Origin of the sequence: Novosphingobium flavum, from assembly GCF_014230315.1 — a bacterium.
Taxonomy (GTDB): domain Bacteria; phylum Pseudomonadota; class Alphaproteobacteria; order Sphingomonadales; family Sphingomonadaceae; genus Novosphingobium; species Novosphingobium flavum.
The window spans coordinates 1-14,616 of the sequence record NZ_JACLAW010000012.1; the positions used below are offsets into that span (position 1 = coordinate 1).

Annotated in this window: 18 protein-coding genes; 12 read left to right on the forward strand and 6 right to left on the reverse strand. The window is 68.0% G+C overall.

All coding sequences use genetic code 11. From position 1 onward, the window contains the following. The 3 genes from H7F51_RS14680 to H7F51_RS14690 all read right to left on the reverse strand — a co-directional run. The coding region (locus tag H7F51_RS14680) for a helix-turn-helix domain-containing protein (protein ID WP_185665066.1) at window positions 1–607 on the reverse strand (607 nt) is incomplete at its 3' end. Window positions 608–738: 131 nt separating this feature from the next. Beyond that, window positions 739–3,012, reverse strand: a complete 2,274-nt coding sequence (gene ptsP, locus H7F51_RS14685; RefSeq protein ID WP_185665067.1) for a phosphoenolpyruvate--protein phosphotransferase — start codon at window positions 3,010–3,012, stop codon at window positions 739–741. A gap of 152 nt (window positions 3,013–3,164) precedes the next feature. Beyond that, window positions 3,165–3,320, reverse strand: coding sequence for a YdcH family protein (locus tag H7F51_RS14690; protein WP_185665068.1), 156 nt, complete (start codon window positions 3,318–3,320; stop codon window positions 3,165–3,167). Window positions 3,321–3,572: 252 nt separating this feature from the next. On the opposite strand from H7F51_RS14690, the gene H7F51_RS14695 reads away from it, so the two are divergent. The 6 genes from H7F51_RS14695 (at window position 3,573) to nadA (ending at window position 7,941) form a co-directional block, all read left to right on the forward strand. Further along, a complete protein-coding gene (locus H7F51_RS14695) occupies window positions 3,573–3,755 on the forward strand; it encodes a YdcH family protein (RefSeq protein WP_221774168.1) in 183 nt (60 codons plus the stop codon). Between the two features lie 147 nt (window positions 3,756–3,902). Continuing rightward, window positions 3,903–4,382 carry a DUF1465 family protein gene (locus H7F51_RS14700; protein WP_185665070.1) on the forward strand — a complete coding sequence of 160 codons (480 nt, stop codon included), beginning with the start codon at window positions 3,903–3,905 and terminating at the stop codon, window positions 4,380–4,382. A 69-nt stretch (window positions 4,383–4,451) separates the two neighbouring features. Beyond that, complete coding sequence (locus H7F51_RS14705) at window positions 4,452–5,324, forward strand: MBL fold metallo-hydrolase (RefSeq protein WP_185665071.1); 873 nt, start codon at window positions 4,452–4,454, stop codon at window positions 5,322–5,324. Between the two features lie 191 nt (window positions 5,325–5,515). Beyond that, window positions 5,516–5,893, forward strand: a complete 378-nt coding sequence (locus H7F51_RS14710) for a UrcA family protein (protein WP_185665072.1) — start codon at window positions 5,516–5,518, stop codon at window positions 5,891–5,893. A gap of 208 nt (window positions 5,894–6,101) precedes the next feature. Next, entirely contained in the window at window positions 6,102–6,836 is a 735-nt protein-coding gene (locus H7F51_RS14715; RefSeq protein WP_185665073.1) for an adenylate cyclase, read from the forward strand. A 118-nt stretch (window positions 6,837–6,954) separates the two neighbouring features. Next, entirely contained in the window at window positions 6,955–7,941 is a 987-nt protein-coding gene (gene nadA, locus H7F51_RS14720; RefSeq protein ID WP_185665074.1) for a quinolinate synthase NadA, read from the forward strand. Window positions 7,942–7,945: 4 nt separating this feature from the next. Here the strand turns inward: nadA and H7F51_RS14725 are convergent, their stop codons facing one another. From H7F51_RS14725 to H7F51_RS14735, 3 genes are all read right to left on the reverse strand, one after another. Next, window positions 7,946–8,197 (reverse strand): hypothetical protein, encoded by a 252-nt coding sequence (locus H7F51_RS14725; protein ID WP_185665075.1) that lies wholly within the window; start codon window positions 8,195–8,197, stop codon window positions 7,946–7,948. Window positions 8,198–8,296: 99 nt separating this feature from the next. Continuing rightward, the gene (locus H7F51_RS14730) at window positions 8,297–8,677 is read right to left on the reverse strand and encodes a thermonuclease family protein (protein WP_185665076.1); all 381 of its coding nucleotides are present in this window, start codon (window positions 8,675–8,677) and stop codon (window positions 8,297–8,299) included. Between the two features lie 102 nt (window positions 8,678–8,779). Beyond that, the gene (locus H7F51_RS14735; protein WP_185665077.1) at window positions 8,780–10,072 is read right to left on the reverse strand and encodes a NupC/NupG family nucleoside CNT transporter; all 1,293 of its coding nucleotides are present in this window, start codon (window positions 10,070–10,072) and stop codon (window positions 8,780–8,782) included. A 119-nt stretch (window positions 10,073–10,191) separates the two neighbouring features. Here H7F51_RS14735 and H7F51_RS14740 point away from each other — a divergent pair, with 119 nt between their 5' ends. From H7F51_RS14740 to H7F51_RS14765, 6 genes are all read left to right on the forward strand, one after another. After that, window positions 10,192–10,824, forward strand: a complete 633-nt coding sequence (locus tag H7F51_RS14740) for a queuosine precursor transporter (protein ID WP_185665078.1) — start codon at window positions 10,192–10,194, stop codon at window positions 10,822–10,824. 41 nt (window positions 10,825–10,865) lie between these two features. Continuing rightward, window positions 10,866–11,798: an acetylglutamate kinase gene (gene argB / locus H7F51_RS14745; RefSeq protein WP_185665079.1), complete on the forward strand. Its 933-nt coding sequence runs from the start codon at window positions 10,866–10,868 to the stop codon at window positions 11,796–11,798. A 35-nt stretch (window positions 11,799–11,833) separates the two neighbouring features. Next, window positions 11,834–12,427 carry a hypothetical protein gene (locus H7F51_RS14750; protein WP_185665080.1) on the forward strand — a complete coding sequence of 198 codons (594 nt, stop codon included), beginning with the start codon at window positions 11,834–11,836 and terminating at the stop codon, window positions 12,425–12,427. Between the two features lie 136 nt (window positions 12,428–12,563). Continuing rightward, window positions 12,564–12,863, forward strand: a complete 300-nt coding sequence (locus tag H7F51_RS14755) for a YggT family protein (protein ID WP_185665081.1) — start codon at window positions 12,564–12,566, stop codon at window positions 12,861–12,863. Beyond that, window positions 12,860–13,753: a bifunctional methylenetetrahydrofolate dehydrogenase/methenyltetrahydrofolate cyclohydrolase FolD gene (gene folD, locus H7F51_RS14760; RefSeq protein WP_185665082.1), complete on the forward strand. Its 894-nt coding sequence runs from the start codon at window positions 12,860–12,862 to the stop codon at window positions 13,751–13,753. The genes H7F51_RS14755 and folD overlap by 4 nt, the downstream gene beginning before the upstream one ends. Window positions 13,754–13,791: 38 nt before the next feature. After that, window positions 13,792–14,562 carry a hypothetical protein gene (locus H7F51_RS14765; RefSeq protein WP_185665083.1) on the forward strand — a complete coding sequence of 257 codons (771 nt, stop codon included), beginning with the start codon at window positions 13,792–13,794 and terminating at the stop codon, window positions 14,560–14,562. Window positions 14,563–14,616: the final 54 nt, after the last annotated feature.

Genomic DNA, 14,616 nt, shown 5'->3' on the forward strand with positions numbered 1-14,616 from the left:
CGGCGGGGCGGGCCGGCCGCGGCGCGCTGCGCCGCTGGGCGGTAGCGGACGGCGCGGCAGCGGCGGTGGCCTCCTCGGTCGCCCCGTCGGTGGCAACGTCGGTCGGCAGCGGGGCGGGCGGCAGGGCCACTGGCGGCGGCGCGGCCGTGGCGGTCGGCTCCGGCTGGAGCGGCGGCAGGCTCGCCGCCGGGGCATAGTAGCTGCGCCAGAAGAACAGCCCTACGGCGAAGACGATGAGGGCGGCCAGGGCGGCCAGCCAGGCGAAGCGGGCCGAGGGAATCCGCGAGGGATCGCCCGGCTCGAAGGCCTGCGGGACATAGCGGTCGACCGGCTCGCCATAGCCCAGTTCCTGGCGGACGGCGGCGACGTAGGAATCCGCGTCGAGCCCCAGCGCCTTGGCATAAGTGCGGGTGAAGCCGGTGGCATAGGTGCGCGCCGGAAGGGCCGCGAAATCGCCCGCTTCCATCAGCAGCAACATGCGCGCCGGGATCTTGGTCCGGTCGGCCATCTGGGCAAGCGAAAGATCCGCGCTTTCACGCGCAGCCTTCAGCCTGGGGCCAACGCCCGGGTTTGGCGCAAGCGCCTGCTGATCAAAATCGTCTGCCATTCCGGTCCCGTCGGATATGGATGGAAATGCGCCCCCGCAAGGCGGAAAGACAAGGCGGGCGGCATGAAATTGTCAAGCGCGACGCGCGGAATTATAACGGGTTAAAGCGACAGTCCGGCCCGGTACGGCGATCAGTCGCAGTCTATTCCGTGTTCGCAGGCCCAGCGCGTCAGCGCGCTGCGCATGTCGGCGGGCGGATTGGCGAGCCACAGATCCATCTGGGCGGTCAGTTCCGGCAGGTTGACCTTGCGGATCAGTTCCTTGAGCGGCCCGACCGCGACCGGGGTGATCGACAGGCGGCGGATGCCGAGGCCCATCAGGGCCAGCGCCTCGAGCCGGCGCCCGCCCATCTCGCCGCAAACCGTGACGTCGACCTTGTACCCGGCGACATTGTTCATCACCCGCTTCAGGAAGCGCAGGATCGATGGGCTGAGCCAGTCGTAACGCTCGGCCAGCTTCGGATTCGAACGATCGGCCGCGAACAGGAACTGGGTGAGATCGTTGGTGCCGATCGACAGGAACGACAGCTTGGGCGCGAGAATGTCGAGCACCTCGGCCAGGGCCGGGACTTCGAGCATGGCGCCGTAGCGGATCGCTTCGGGCAACATCTTCTTTTGGCCCTTGAGCCAGGCCAGTTGCTGGTCGAACACGGCCTTGGCCGCGTCGAACTCCCACGGCTCCGAGACCATCGGGAACATCACGTTGAGCGTGCGCCCGGCCGATGCCTCGAGCAGCGCCCGGGCCTGGGCCTTCATCAGCCCCCCGCGCTCCAGCGCGACGCGCAGGGCGCGCCAGCCCATGGCCGGGTTTTCTTCGCCGTGGCCGTCGTCGTGGTTGAGGTAGGGCAGGGCCTTGTCGCCGCCGATGTCGACCGTGCGGAACACCACCGGGCGATTGCCGGCGGCCTCCAGCACCTCACGGTAAAGCCGGGTCTGACGTTCGCGCTGGGGCAGGGTGGCCGAGACGAGGAACTGGAACTCGGTGCGGTAGAGCCCGATGCCGTCGGCCCCGGTGAGGTTGAGCATCGGCACGTCGTCGCGCAGACCGGCGTTGATCATCACCGTGATGCGGGTGCCGTCGGCCGTGATCGGCTCGACGTCGCGCATGCCGGCCCAGACGGCCTGCCGCTCGCGGTTCTTGGCGAAGCGGGCCTCGAAGGCCTCGGTCAGCGCGGGGGTCGGGCGGATCGTGGCCGTGCCGGCATCGGCGTCGAGCAGGACCTGGTCCCCCTCGCGCAGGGCCCCGCGCAGGCCGCGCACCCGGCCCAGCACCGGCACGCCCATGGCCCGGGCGACGATCACCACGTGCGCGGTGAGCGAGCCTTCCTCGAGGATCACGCCCTTCAGCCGGCGCTTGTCGTATTCCAGAAGCTCGGCGGGGCCGAGGTTGCGGGCGATCAGGATCGCGTCCTGCCGCAGGCCCTGCGCCGCGGCCGTGCCGAGCTGGCCCGAGACGATCCGCAGCAGGCGGTTGGCCAGGTCCTCCAGGTCGTGCATCCGGTCTGCCAGCAGCGGATCGTCGATCTGCCGCATCCGCATCCGGGTGCGCTGCTGGACGCGCTCGATCGCCGCCTCGGCGGTGAGGCCGGAATCGATCGCCTCGTTGATCCGGCGGGCCCAGCCCTCGTCGTAGGCGAACATCTTGTAGGTCTGGAGCACTTCCTCGTGCTCGCCGCCTACGCCGAATTCGGCCTGGGCCGCCATGCGCTCGATCTGGTCGCGCATCTTGTCGAAGGCGAGGTAGACCCGCTGGCGCTCGGCCTCGATGTCCTCGGCCACGGTGTGCTCGATCGTCACGCGCGGCTGGTGGTAGACCGCCTGGCCGATGGCGAGGCCCTTGACCAGGGCAAGGCCGCGCAGCCGCTCAGTCCCGGTCTGGCTGGGGGAGAGGCCCCAGGCCTCGTCCTCGTCGACAAGGTCGGCGTTGGCGATCAGTTCGGACAGGACCATCGCCACGGTCTGCAGCGCCTCGATCTCCACCTCTTCATAGCGGCGCGGATCGGCATGCTGGACGCAGAGCACGCCAACGCAGCGCTCGCGCCGCACGATCGGGACGCCGGCGAAGGAATGGTACTTTTCCTCACCCGTTTCGGGGCGATAGGAGAAGTCCGGATGCGCGGTCGCCTCGGCGAGGTTGAGGGTCTCGGTGTTGCCGGCGATCGTGCCGACCAGACCCTCGCCGATCGCCATGCGGGTGACGTGGACCGCCTCCTGCGCAAGGCCGCGGGTGGCGAAGAGTTCGAGCGAACCTTCGCGCAGCAGGTAGATCGAACAGACCTCGCTATCGAGGCTCTTGCCGATCACCTCGACCACGGTGTTGAGCTTGGCCTGCGCGTGGCTGCGCGATGCCATCACCTCGTGCAGGCGGGTCAGGATCTTGCGGGCGGCGGCAACGGCATTGAGCATTATGGTCGGTTATAACAAACCGCGCGGTTTGGGAACGGGCCCTACCGGATTTGCAGCGATTCACCGTGGGGGCCGGCACTACAAGTCCGCGCCGGACAAAGCAAAGGCGCCCCGCCATGCGGCGGGGCGCCCGTGCCTTGCTCAACAAATCCTCAATGGAACTGGAGTTCTTCCTTGATACGCAGCTTGCGCTTCTTGAGCATCTGAATGGCCGACTGATCGGGCGATGGCCGGGACATTTCTTCGGCGATCTGCCTTTCGAGGCCCGCGTGCTTCATTTGCAATGCGCTGACATGCGTCGATTCCATGAGCATTCCTCCTGAGTTTGCCCAACTCTCGCGCCGCCGGAAGATCCTGTCAGGACGGTCCGTTATTGATGCCGACTCGGACGTTTGGACCCGAGCAGCGCGATTGTCAGAGAAGCACAATAAGCCTACTTAGCGAAGCGAATACGAACCCGAAGCGGCAGATCCGGCGTTGCGCGCGGCAAGCGGTGCATCGTCCGGATCGGCCGCTTCGTCGCACAGCGGATCGGACCGGGCCCAGTGAACGAAGAGGAAATGCGCAAGCGCCTGGAAATGCTCAGGATCGAGCACCGCGATCTCGACGCGGCGATCGATGCGCTGACCATGGCCGGCGGGGGTGACCAACTCCAGGTGGCCCGCCTGAAGAAGCGCAAGCTGCGCCTGAAGGACCAGATCGCCCTGATCGAGGACTACCTGATTCCCGACATCATCGCCTGACCCGGCGCGGGGCGCGGGGCGCGGGGCGCGGCCGGAACCCGCGGCAGGCGCGGAGCGTTCCAATGCGGCACAGTCCCGAATTGGGCTGGCTGCGGGCGGTAACCCCGGTTGTCTCGGGGGATTCGCCGGGTCTAACTGGGCACTACCATGGAGCACACGTCCAACCTCAATCCGCGGATCATCGAGTCGCTCTATGTCGAGGGGCTGATGTTGTCCGACGATGTCCGCGCGGCCTTCGACCTGTCGCGCCGGCCGGAGCTGGACGGCGAGTGCGGCCGCGAGGACGAAGGGCGGATCGCGCTTTCGTGCGAGGCGCTGCGCACTACCACCCGGATGATGCATGCCGTGGCCTGGCTGCTCAATCACCGCGCCTACCTCAACGGCGAGATCAGCGCCTTCCAGCTCAAGCGCCACGGGCGGATCGCCGGGGGGCTGCCCGAGGCCGATCCCGAACGGCTGGCCCTGCTGGAGCCCGACGTGCGCGAGCTTATCCGCGCGACCGAGCGGTTCTATGCCCGGCTGGTCCGGCTCGATACCGGCTGGCGCGAGCGCGAGCAGGCCAGCCACGGCGACGCTGTGCCGGCGATCCGGCGGCTACGCGACCGTCTCTCGCGCTCGGTGCACTAACCCTCCCGCGCGGGCGCGCGGCGCACGGCGCTCGACAGCGGCGCTCATCCTGCCCATATCGCGGGGGCAATGGACCTTCCCGAACAGCCTTGGCCGACCGGCCTTGCCCAGCAGCTCGAACCCCTCGTGCGGCGCGTGCTCGCGCCCAATCCCTCGCCCTTTACCTATACCGGGACCGAGACCTACATCATCGGCAGCGGCGGTGAACTGGCGGTGATCGATCCCGGCCCGAACGACCCCGCCCACATCGCCGCGCTGATGGCGGCCATCCGCCCGGCGCGCGTCACCGCGATTTGCTGCACCCACACGCACCGCGACCATTCGCCCGCCGCCGCGCCGCTGAAGGCGCTGACCGGGGCGGAGATCGCCGGCTGCGCGCCGCTGGTGCTCGATGCGCTCGGCCCGCGCGGCGACGTGCCGTTCGATGCCACCTATGCGCCGGATCGGGTCCTGGTGGACGGCGAGCAGCTGCGCGGGCCGGGCTGGACCCTGACCGCCGTGGCCACGCCGGGCCATACCTCGAACCACCTCTGCTTCGCGCTCGAGGAAAGCGGGGCACTGTTTACCGGCGATCACGTCATGGGCTGGTCGACCAGCGTGGTCAGCCCGCCGGACGGGGACATGGCGGCCTACATGGCCAGCCTCGAGAAGCTGCACGCGCGCGAGGACCGGGTCTATTACCCGGCCCACGGCGACCAGATCGACAAGCCGCGCCAGCTGGTGCGCGGGATGATCGGCCATCGCCGCCAGCGCGAGCGGCAGATCCTGAAGCTGCTCGGCGCCGGGGAGGGCGAGATCGCGGCCATGGTGCCGCGGATGTACAAGGGGCTCGACCGCAAGCTCTGGCCGGCGGCCGGGCAATCGATTCTGGCTCATCTGATCGAACTGCAACAGCGCGGCGTGGTGGTTCGGGACGGGGATTTCTGGGCACTGGCGAGCTGACTTCGAACAGGGCCAGGACACCAGCTCCGCTAAGCGGCTGAAACGCCGGGAAGGTGGCTGAAATGCTACCTTTCCGGGCAGAATAATTGCCCTTTGCAGCGCTAAATTGCTTGTTCGCCGGGGCGGCCGGGTCTATGCTCGAAGCTTCTAAGATCGCAGGTCACACAACGCTCTCTCACAGGAGACGGACCATGAAGATCGCGCTGCTTTCGCTGGCTCTCCTTGCCGGCATCCCGGGTTCGGCCGCGCTTGCTGCCGAGCCTGACAATCAACCCATGACCGTCGAGGGGCAACCCGTCACGGAAGACATGTACGTGCTGCGCATCGCCTATGGCGATCTCAATCTGACCCAGCCGGACCAGGCCAGGGAACTGAAGAGTCGGGTCAAGGTGGCGATCCGCGGCAATTGCAATGAGCTGTTTCCGATCCTCCCGCACAGCGACAGCTGGACCTGCCAGGCAAAGGCCCAGCGCGTGGCAGACCCGCAGGTCGTCGCAGCGATCCAGCAGGCGGGTACGCTGGCCAGCGGTACCGGGGCTCCGATCATCTTGCGGTTCGCCCGCAGGTAAGCGGCATCGGTCTCCGTACCCGAGGCGTCAGCCACGCTTCGGGTGCGGCGACGGTCCGTGGCGGTTCGGCCGCTTGGCTGACCTGCGCAAGTTTCCGGCCGTCACGGGCCTGACCGAGCTGGCCCGGCCAATGTCGATGCGTTCATTATTGTGAATCCATCACGATGGTTTATTTTACGCTCCACAATACAGGTGGGGAGTATCGGTGATGGCAACGCTTGCAGAAGGGCAGGGGGCGCAGTCCTACCTGTCCGATCAATCGTTTTTCGTGAAATTGTCATGGGTCATGGCCATCCTGATCTTGTTCGCCTTTGCGCAGAACGCGGCGCTGGGCCGGGTCGACATTCCCAAGGTGCCCTACTGGGTGCATATTCACGGCCTCGCCATGCTCACCTGGCTTGGCCTGTTCGTGAATCAGAACCGGCTGGCTGCCTCGGGCAATATCGCGCTGCACCGCAAGCTCGGCTGGGTCAGCGCCTTCGTGGTCTGCCTGATCGTCGGCCTGACCAGCCTCGCGGGCGTGCGCGCCGTGGAGCTGCACCGCCAGCCGCCGTTCTTCGATCCCGCCTTCTTCCTGATGCTGACCCAGGTCGGCGCGATCTGTTTCGGCGGCCTCGTCTTCGCTGCCATCGTCAACCGCCGGGATACCGAGCGGCACCGCCGGCTCATGGCGGGGGCGACCATCATCCTGCTCGATGCCGCGCTCGGGCGGCTGGTGCCCTTCCCGCTGCTTGGCGGCGAAATGGGCGAATGGGTCACCACCGCGTTGATGATGGTCTTCGTCGCCCTGATCGCGGCGCATGACCGGCGCACGCTCGGACGGGTTCACCCGGCGACTGTCACGGTCGGCATGGTCGTGATCCTAGCGCACCTCGTGATCGCGCTGGCGGCCCGTTCCGGCCCGGTGATCGCGCTGGCGGCGCGTCTGTCCGGCCAGGGGTGAGCGGAGCCGGCGCGCCGCCGGGCTCAGATTCCGCTTGGGTTTGCCTCGCGCCATACCTATCTGGGCGCCGGAACCGCCTGCCGTTTCAGGCGGCAAAACCGCCTTGGGGTAAGCTGCGATGACCGTCCTGACCGAGAACCTCTCCGGCCTCGACCTGCGCGAGGAAATCAACCGCCTGCGCAAGGAGCGCAACGCGGTCATCCTCGCGCACTATTACCAGAAGCCGGAAATCCAGGACCTGGCCGACTATATCGGCGATTCGCTCGAACTGTCGAAGAAGGCGGCCGCATCGGACGCCGACGTTATCGCGTTCTGCGGGGTCAAGTTCATGGCCGAGACGGCCAAGATCCTCGCGCCCCAGAAGACCGTGATCCTGCCCGATCTCGATGCCGGCTGCAGCCTCGAGGACGCCTGCCCGCCGGAGAAGTTCAAGGCCTTCCGCGAGGCGCACCCCGATCACATCGCGCTGACCTACATCAACTGCTCGACCGAGGTGAAGGCGCTGTCCGACATCATCGTCACCAGCTCCAGCGCCGAGACGATCCTCCAGCAGATCCCGGCCGACCAGAAGATCATCTTCGGGCCCGACCGGCACCTCGGCGGTTATCTCAACCGCAAGTTCGGGCGCGACATGCTGCTCTGGCCGGGGGTCTGCATCGTCCACGAGGCATTCAGCGAGACCGAGCTGATCAAGCTCAAGGGGCAGCATCCCGATGCGCCGGTCGCCGCGCACCCGGAATGCCCGCCGCACATCGTCGACCATGCCGACTATGTCGGCTCGACCAGCGGCATCCTGCAATATGCCAAGACCATGGTGGGCGACACGCTGATCGTGGCGACCGAGCCGCACATCATCCACCAGATGCAGCTCGCCCTGCCGGACAAGACCTTCATCGGCGCGCCTGGGGCCGACGGCAACTGCAACTGCAACATCTGCCCCTACATGGCGCTCAACACGCTGGAAAAGCTCTACCTCGCCCTGCGCGACCTCAAGCCCCAGGTGCATATCGAGGAAGGCTTGCGCCTCCAGGCCAAGAAGAGCCTCGACCGGATGCTGGAAATGGCCAAAGGCACGGTGGGCCGGGGCGATCTCGGCCGGGCCTGACGGCTCAGTTGCCGCGCCGGTCCTCGCCCGAGCGGCGGCCGAACGCCGCGCGGCGTGCCGCCTTGCGGCGATCGCCGCCGTTTCCGACAGCGCCGCGCCGGTCGGCGAAGGTGATCGAAATCAGCTGCTGGCGGCGATCGGCCGTGGCCGGTTCGTCCGAGCGGCGATCTTCCTCGCGCCGGTCACCATCGCCGAGCAGGCGCCGGTCGGCGTTGCGGCGTTCGATTATCTTGGCAAGCAGATCGCTCAGTACCATGGGCGTACTCCCGTGGTGAGGGTCCCGGAGCGACTCGTGCCCGCGCGGACCTGACGCAAAACCTGGGCGCAAGAGGTTAATGTCGCGTAAAGATCGCGCTCAGGCCGGGCCGCACCACGAAGAGCGCCGCCCGCGCCACGGCTCGGCCAGTCCCTCGCTGACCAGCTTCGCGCCAACGCTTTGCCCGCCGCGCAGGACCACGCGCAGCAGCCGGCCATAACGGTCGCGGTCTCGCGCATAGGGCGCCAACTCGAACGGACCCGCGTTGAGCAGGGCGATCAGCCGCCGCGTCGCCGCATCGCCGCGCGCCTGCTCGGCCGGGCACCGGGCGCCGTGAGTCTCGGGCGCGTTGATGTCGGCGATGCGGATCTTCTCGCCCGCCAGCCAGAAGGTGTCGCCATCGACGACGCAGGTGGTGCGAGGGCCTTCGGGGCAGAGCGCGAAGGCGGCGGCGGTGAGGGAAAGGAGTGCGAGTGCCATCCCCCCGGACTGGCTCGCACAGGCTTGCCCCGGTATCCGGGCGAATACGGTGTTTCCCGCCGAAACGGAGGATCAAACCTCCATTATTCAGGTATTTGCGCTTTACTGCAGGCTGAGGAACAGGCCCGCCAATGCCGCGCTCATCAGGTTGGACAGGCTCCCCGCGACCAGCGCCTTGATCCCGAGCCGGGCGATCACCGGCCGCTGGTTCGGGGCAAGGCCCCCGGTTACCGCCATCTGGATCGCGATCGAGCTGAAATTGGCAAAGCCGCACAGGGCAAAGGTGACGATGGCCGCCGTGCGCGGCGAGAGGCTGGTCATCTGGCCAAGGTCGATGAAGGCGACGAATTCGTTCAGCACCACTTTGGTCCCGAACAGGCCGCCGGCTTGCGCCGCTTCGGACCAGTCTCCGGCGCCGAGCAACCAGAACACCGGGGCGAAGAGCGTGCCGAGCAGGCCCTGGAACGACAGGCCCGGATAGCCGAACCAGCCGCCCACCCCGCCCAGCAGGCCGTTGGCCAGCGCCACCAGCGCCACGAAAGCCAGCACCATCGCGCCCACCGCCACGGCCAGCTTGAGCCCGGTCTGCGCCCCTTGCGCGGCGGCCATGATCAGGTTTGCCGGGCGTTCCTCGCCGTGGCCGTCATCGTCGGCCGCAGGCTCGGCCGCGGGCACCTCATGAATGACCTCGCGCTTGAGCCCGCCCGCATCGAGCCCCTCCGGATCAACCGGGGCGGGCAGCGGATCGGGCATGACCAGCTTGGCCATCAGGATGCCGCCCGGCGCCGACATGAAGGCGGCGGCCACGAGATAGTCGATCCGGATTCCCATCGAGGCATAGGCGGCCAGGATCGTGCCCGCCACGCCGGCCATGCCCACGGTCATCACGGTGAACAGCTGCGAGGGGGTGAGATTGGCCAGATAGGGCCGGATCACCAACGGCGCTTCCGACTGACCAACGAAGATGTTCGAGGCCGCGCAGAGGCTTTCCACCTTGCTGATCCCGGTTACCTTCTCCAGCCCGCCGCCGATCCAGCGGATCACGAACTGCATCACGCCAAGGTGATAAAGGATCGAGATCAGCGCGGCGAAGAAGATGATCACCGGCAGGGCCGAGATCGCAAAGGAGGCGCCGCCGATTTCCGGCTTGGCCAGCGGCCCGAACAGGAAGTCCACCCCGGCATGGGCATAGCCCAGCAGCTGGCTCACCCCGTAGGCCGCGCCGTTGAGCGCCGCGCGCCCCGGCGGCACGTAGAGCACGAGGCCCGCCAGCCCGGCCTGCAGGGCGAAGGCCGCGCCCACAACGCGCAGCCGGATCGCCTTGCGGTCGGCCGAAAGCGCCACGGCCAGCGCGATGATGAGCGCCATGCCGAGCAGGCTGGTGACGATGTGCATGAGCTGTCCGGTTCCCTTCCGCCGCGCAGATCGGGGCAGCGTAATGGCCGGCGTGGCCCCGGGAAAGCCGTAATTGCAACCCTTTGCCAATCGCGCCGGCCGCGCTAGACCCTTGCCCCATGTCTGAACCGATCTCGCTGCCACGGTCGCTCTTCGCCTCGGCCCTGTTCTACGGCGGGATGGTCACCATCGCCGCGGTACTGGGCGCGAAGCAGGTGGCGCTCGGCCCGCTCGCGGTGGAAGCGGGTATCTTCCCCTTCCTGATCCTCGTCTCGCTTTCCAGCGCCGTGGCCGAGCTGCACGGCAAGGCGGTGGCGGACAAGCTGGTGCGCTACGGCTTCGCCCCGCTGGTGGCGGCGATCCTGATCACCCTGTTCGTCCTGCAACTGCCAACCGACCCCAACATGTACCCGCCCGCCAAGGAGGCTTTCCCGGTGATCCTGGGCCAGTCGTGGCGGATGATGGGGGCCGGGATTGTCGCCTATGGCACCTCGGTCACGCTCAACGTCTGGATCTTCGACCGGCTGCGGGGCGCCACCGGCCAGTTCGCCGTCGTGCGCGGGGCGATCGCCGCGATGCTGTCACAAATCGTCGACACGCTGATCTTCATCACCGTCTCGTTTCTCGGCGTGCGTCCGATCCTCGACCTGATGCTGGGGCAGATGCTGGCCAAGGTCGTGCTGTCGGCCGTGCTGGTGCCGGTACTGATTTCGCTGGTCGTGCGGCTGGGGCGGCGGCTCGACGGCGAGTAAAAATACTTCAATTCCGGCGCGAGGGGGCTAAAGGCGCGAACATGACGAATCCGCACGCTTCCGGGCATGATCCCGCCCATGATCGAGCCATGCTGGCCAAGGCCGAGACCCTGATCGATGCGCTGCCCTATCTGCAGCGCTATCAGGGCCGCACTTTCGTGGTCAAATACGGCGGCCACGCCATGGGCGATCCCGAGCTGGCGCGCGACTTTGCCGAGGATATCGTCCTGCTCAAGGCGGTCGGGATCAACCCGGTGGTGGTCCACGGCGGCGGCCCGCAGATCGGGCGGATGCTGAAGGCGCTCGGCATCGAATCGCAGTTCGTCGATGGCCTGCGCGTGACCGACAAGCAGACCGCCGAAGTGGCCGAGATGGTCCTCGCCGGCGCGATCAACAAGGAACTGGTCAGCTGGATCGCCCGCGCCGGCGGCAAGGCGATCGGCATTTCCGGCAAGGACGGCGGCATGGTCATTGCCCGCAAGGTCCAGTCCAAGAAGGCGCCCAAGGCGATCGACGACGGCGGCGAGCCGCTGGTGGTCGATCTCGGGTTCGTCGGCGAACCGCACAAGATCGACACGATGGTGATCGACACGATCTGCGGCGCGGGGATGATCCCGATCATTGCCCCGATCGGCGTGGGCGAGGATGGCGAGACCTACAATATCAATGCCGACACCATGGCCGGCGGCATCGCTGCCGCGCTCGGCGCGGCGCGCTTGTTCCTGCTGACCGACGTTCCCGGCGTGCTCGACAAAAATAAGGACCTGCTCACTAACCTGACCCCGGCCGATATCGCCAAGCTGGCCGATGAGGGCACGATCAGCGGCGGGATGATCCCCAAGCTCGAAACCTGCGTCCACGCGGTCGAGGCCGGGTGCGAGGCGGCGGTCGTGCTGGATGGGCGCGTGCCCCATGCCATGCTGCTTGAATTCTTCACCTCGAAGGGCGCCGGCACGCTGATCCGCGCCGAGTAAGGGAACCCGATCGGAGGTTCGCGCGTCGTCAGGCCATGAGCCTGCGCCAGACGCTGTCAATCTCCGCCGCTTTCGCCGCGGTGCTGCACATCGCCGGGTGCGACCGGCGGCCGCCCGCGCCCCAGCCCTCGGCAGAGGCCGCGAGCGGGGGCAGCGTGGCCCCGGCCGTTGCCGCCTCCGATCCGCCGCCGCGCATCGCCGCGAGCGAGGCGCCCCCGGTTGCCGCACCCGCGCGGGTTCCCGCTCAGGCCCTGCCCACCCGGTCCACTGGTGTGCAGGCGCCGGAGGCCGTGCTCAAGGATTGGGCCGCCGCGATCGAGGCTCATGACTGGCACCGCGTCCGTGCCCTCTGGGGCCATCGCGGTGCAGACAGCGGCCTGAGCCCGGAAGCCTTCGAGCGGCGCTGGAGCCGCCTTGCCCAGCCCCGCGTCGTCGTCGGCCCCGGCGAGCAGGAGGGCGCGGCGGGATCGAGCTTCTACACCGCTCCGGTGCGGATCGAGGACGGCGCGAAGACCATCGCCGGAACCGTGACCCTGCGCCGGGTCAACGACGTCCCCGGTGCGGCGGCCGAGCAGCTGCGCTGGCATTTCGACACTGCCGTCCGCGCGCCCTGGACCGATCCGCGCTAGCGATGTCCCGGGAACGCCGGTGAACGGATTGGCGCCGCCGCCAATTCGTTGCACAGACCTGACCGATCCCCGCCCGTGACTTGCGCGCGCCAAGCCGCTATCAGCGCCCTTCCCATCGCGAGTGAAAGGCGCACCGGTGCTGTTCCTGACCCTGTTCGAGATTGTCGGATACCTGATTTCCATCGTCGTAACGCTGGTCATCGTGCAGTTCGTGCTGAGCCTGCTGATCAGCTTCAACGTGGTGAACATCCACAACAATATCGTCGCGGCGCTGTGGCAGGCGGTCAACGCCCTGCTCGATCCGGTGCTGCGCCCGATCCGGCGGATGATGCCCGCCACCGGCGCGCTCGATCTTTCGCCGATGGTCCTGATCATCGGGCTGACGATCGTCCAGATCGTGCTCAAGAACCTGGCCTATGCGAGCGTGATGCCATGACTGCCCAGCTGATTGACGGAAAGGCCTTCGCCGAGGGCCTGCGCGAGCGCGTGGCAGAACTGGCCGCCGCCTTCGAGGCCAAGGCCGGGCGCAAGGCGGGCCTTGCCGTGGTGCTGGTGGGCGAGGACCCGGCCAGCCAGGTCTATGTCCGCAGCAAAGGCAAGCAGACCGTGGCCGCCGGCATGGCCAGCTTCGAGCACAAGCTGCCGGCCGAAACCAGCGAGGCTGACCTGCTGGCCGTGGTCGAAAGCCTCAACGCCGATCCGGCGGTTGACGGCATCCTCGTCCAGCTTCCCCTCCCCAAGCATATCGACGAGCAGAAGGTCATCGCCACGATCAGCCCCGACAAGGACGTCGACGGGTTTCACGTGGTCAATGCCGGGCGCCTCGCGGTTGGCCTGCCGGGCTATGTGCCCTGCACGCCGCTCGGCTGCCTGATGCTGCTCAAGGACAAGCTCGGCGACCTCTCCGGCCTCGATGCCGTGGTGATCGGCCGTTCCAACATCGTCGGCAAGCCGATGGCGCAATTGCTGATTGCCGAAAGCTGCACGGTCACCGTTGCCCACAGCCGCACGAAGAACCTGCCGGAAGTCGTCCGCCGCGCCGACATCGTCATCGCCGCCGTCGGCCGCCCGGAAATGGTCAAGGGGGACTGGATCAAGCCCGGCGCCACCGTGATCGACGTGGGCATCAACCGCGTCCCCGGCGCCGAGGAGGGGAAGACCAGGCTGGTCGGCGATGTCGACTTTGCCGGGGCCAGCGCGGTCGCGGGCGCGATCACCCCGGTTCCGGGCGGGGTCGGGCCGATGACCATCGCGGTCCTGCTGCGCAACACGCTGGTCTCGGCCTACCGCGCGAGCGCCCTGGACCTGCCGGCGGGCGCGATCTGAACCGCGCCGCTTCATCGCCGGGCAAGGCTGTGGCTGGCATGACGGCGATGATGCGGCCCGTTTCCCTCTCCTTTGCAGGCCTTGCCGCCGCGGGCCTCGCGCTGGCCGCTCCGGCGCCCGTTCAGGCGCAGGGGCGCGGGGGCGCGGGACGGCCCGGCCAATCCTATGCCAATCCCAGCGCCGTGATCGCCGCCGAACTGGCTCTGGCCAAGGACGGGCGCGAACGCGGGCAATGGGCGGCGCTGGCCGATGCCGCCGCGCCCGAGGCGGTGCTGCTCACCGGCGGCGTCGGCGCTCCCGGTCTGGTCTGGGCCCAGCAATGGTTCAGGGGGCGCAGCCAGATCCTCCCCGGCGGCACGCGCGAGCCTTATGAGGTCTGGTCGAGCTGTGACGGCTCGCTGGTGGTCAGCCGGGGGGCATGGCGGCACGAGGGGCGCACGGGCAGCTTCGCGGCGATCTGGCAGCACCAGGGCGACGGCAAGTATCGCTGGCTGATCGAACAGGATCTTGCCTCCCGCGCAGGCCCGGCCGAGCCGCCCGAGATGATCGTCGCCCGCGTTGCGGACTGCCCCGAGCGGGCCCGCGCGGCACTTGGCAAGGATGGCAAACCGGCGAAGCCCGAGAAGTCCAAGCCGGTCAAGGCCAAGGACTTGCCCCCGCTCGATCCCAAGGGCCGCGCGGGCCGCGCCGCCGATGGCTCGCTGTCGTGGGAGATGACCGTCCAGCCCGCCGGCGAATGGCGCCTGCTCGCCCGCTGGAAACACCAGGGCGGCGAAGAGACGATCCTCGACGAGAAGGTTGCCGGTTAGGGTAAGCCACCCACTCGTCGTTGCGAGGAGCACAGCGGCGAAGCAATCCAGGGC

What these genes read in the sequence shown, in the direction of transcription:
- ptsP (WP_185665067.1), bottom strand. Translation starts at nt 3,012, where the DNA reads ATGCTCAATGCCGTTGCCGCCGCCCGCAAGATCCTGACCCGCCTGCAC.
- H7F51_RS14690 (WP_185665068.1), bottom strand. Translation starts at nt 3,320, where the DNA reads ATGGAATCGACGCATGTCAGCGCATTGCAAATGAAGCACGCGGGCCTC.
- H7F51_RS14695 (WP_221774168.1), top strand. Translation starts at nt 3,573, where the DNA reads ATGCGCAAGCGCCTGGAAATGCTCAGGATCGAGCACCGCGATCTCGAC.
- H7F51_RS14700 (WP_185665070.1), top strand. Translation starts at nt 3,903, where the DNA reads ATGGAGCACACGTCCAACCTCAATCCGCGGATCATCGAGTCGCTCTAT.
- H7F51_RS14705 (WP_185665071.1), top strand. Translation starts at nt 4,452, where the DNA reads ATGGACCTTCCCGAACAGCCTTGGCCGACCGGCCTTGCCCAGCAGCTC.
- H7F51_RS14710 (WP_185665072.1), top strand. Translation starts at nt 5,516, where the DNA reads ATGAAGATCGCGCTGCTTTCGCTGGCTCTCCTTGCCGGCATCCCGGGT.
- H7F51_RS14715 (WP_185665073.1), top strand. Translation starts at nt 6,102, where the DNA reads ATGGCAACGCTTGCAGAAGGGCAGGGGGCGCAGTCCTACCTGTCCGAT.
- nadA (WP_185665074.1), top strand. Translation starts at nt 6,955, where the DNA reads ATGACCGTCCTGACCGAGAACCTCTCCGGCCTCGACCTGCGCGAGGAA.
- H7F51_RS14725 (WP_185665075.1), bottom strand. Translation starts at nt 8,197, where the DNA reads ATGGTACTGAGCGATCTGCTTGCCAAGATAATCGAACGCCGCAACGCC.
- H7F51_RS14730 (WP_185665076.1), bottom strand. Translation starts at nt 8,677, where the DNA reads ATGGCACTCGCACTCCTTTCCCTCACCGCCGCCGCCTTCGCGCTCTGC.
- H7F51_RS14735 (WP_185665077.1), bottom strand. Translation starts at nt 10,072, where the DNA reads ATGCACATCGTCACCAGCCTGCTCGGCATGGCGCTCATCATCGCGCTG.
- H7F51_RS14740 (WP_185665078.1), top strand. Translation starts at nt 10,192, where the DNA reads ATGTCTGAACCGATCTCGCTGCCACGGTCGCTCTTCGCCTCGGCCCTG.
- argB (WP_185665079.1), top strand. Translation starts at nt 10,866, where the DNA reads ATGACGAATCCGCACGCTTCCGGGCATGATCCCGCCCATGATCGAGCC.
- H7F51_RS14750 (WP_185665080.1), top strand. Translation starts at nt 11,834, where the DNA reads ATGAGCCTGCGCCAGACGCTGTCAATCTCCGCCGCTTTCGCCGCGGTG.
- folD (WP_185665082.1), top strand. Translation starts at nt 12,860, where the DNA reads ATGACTGCCCAGCTGATTGACGGAAAGGCCTTCGCCGAGGGCCTGCGC.
- H7F51_RS14765 (WP_185665083.1), top strand. Translation starts at nt 13,792, where the DNA reads ATGACGGCGATGATGCGGCCCGTTTCCCTCTCCTTTGCAGGCCTTGCC.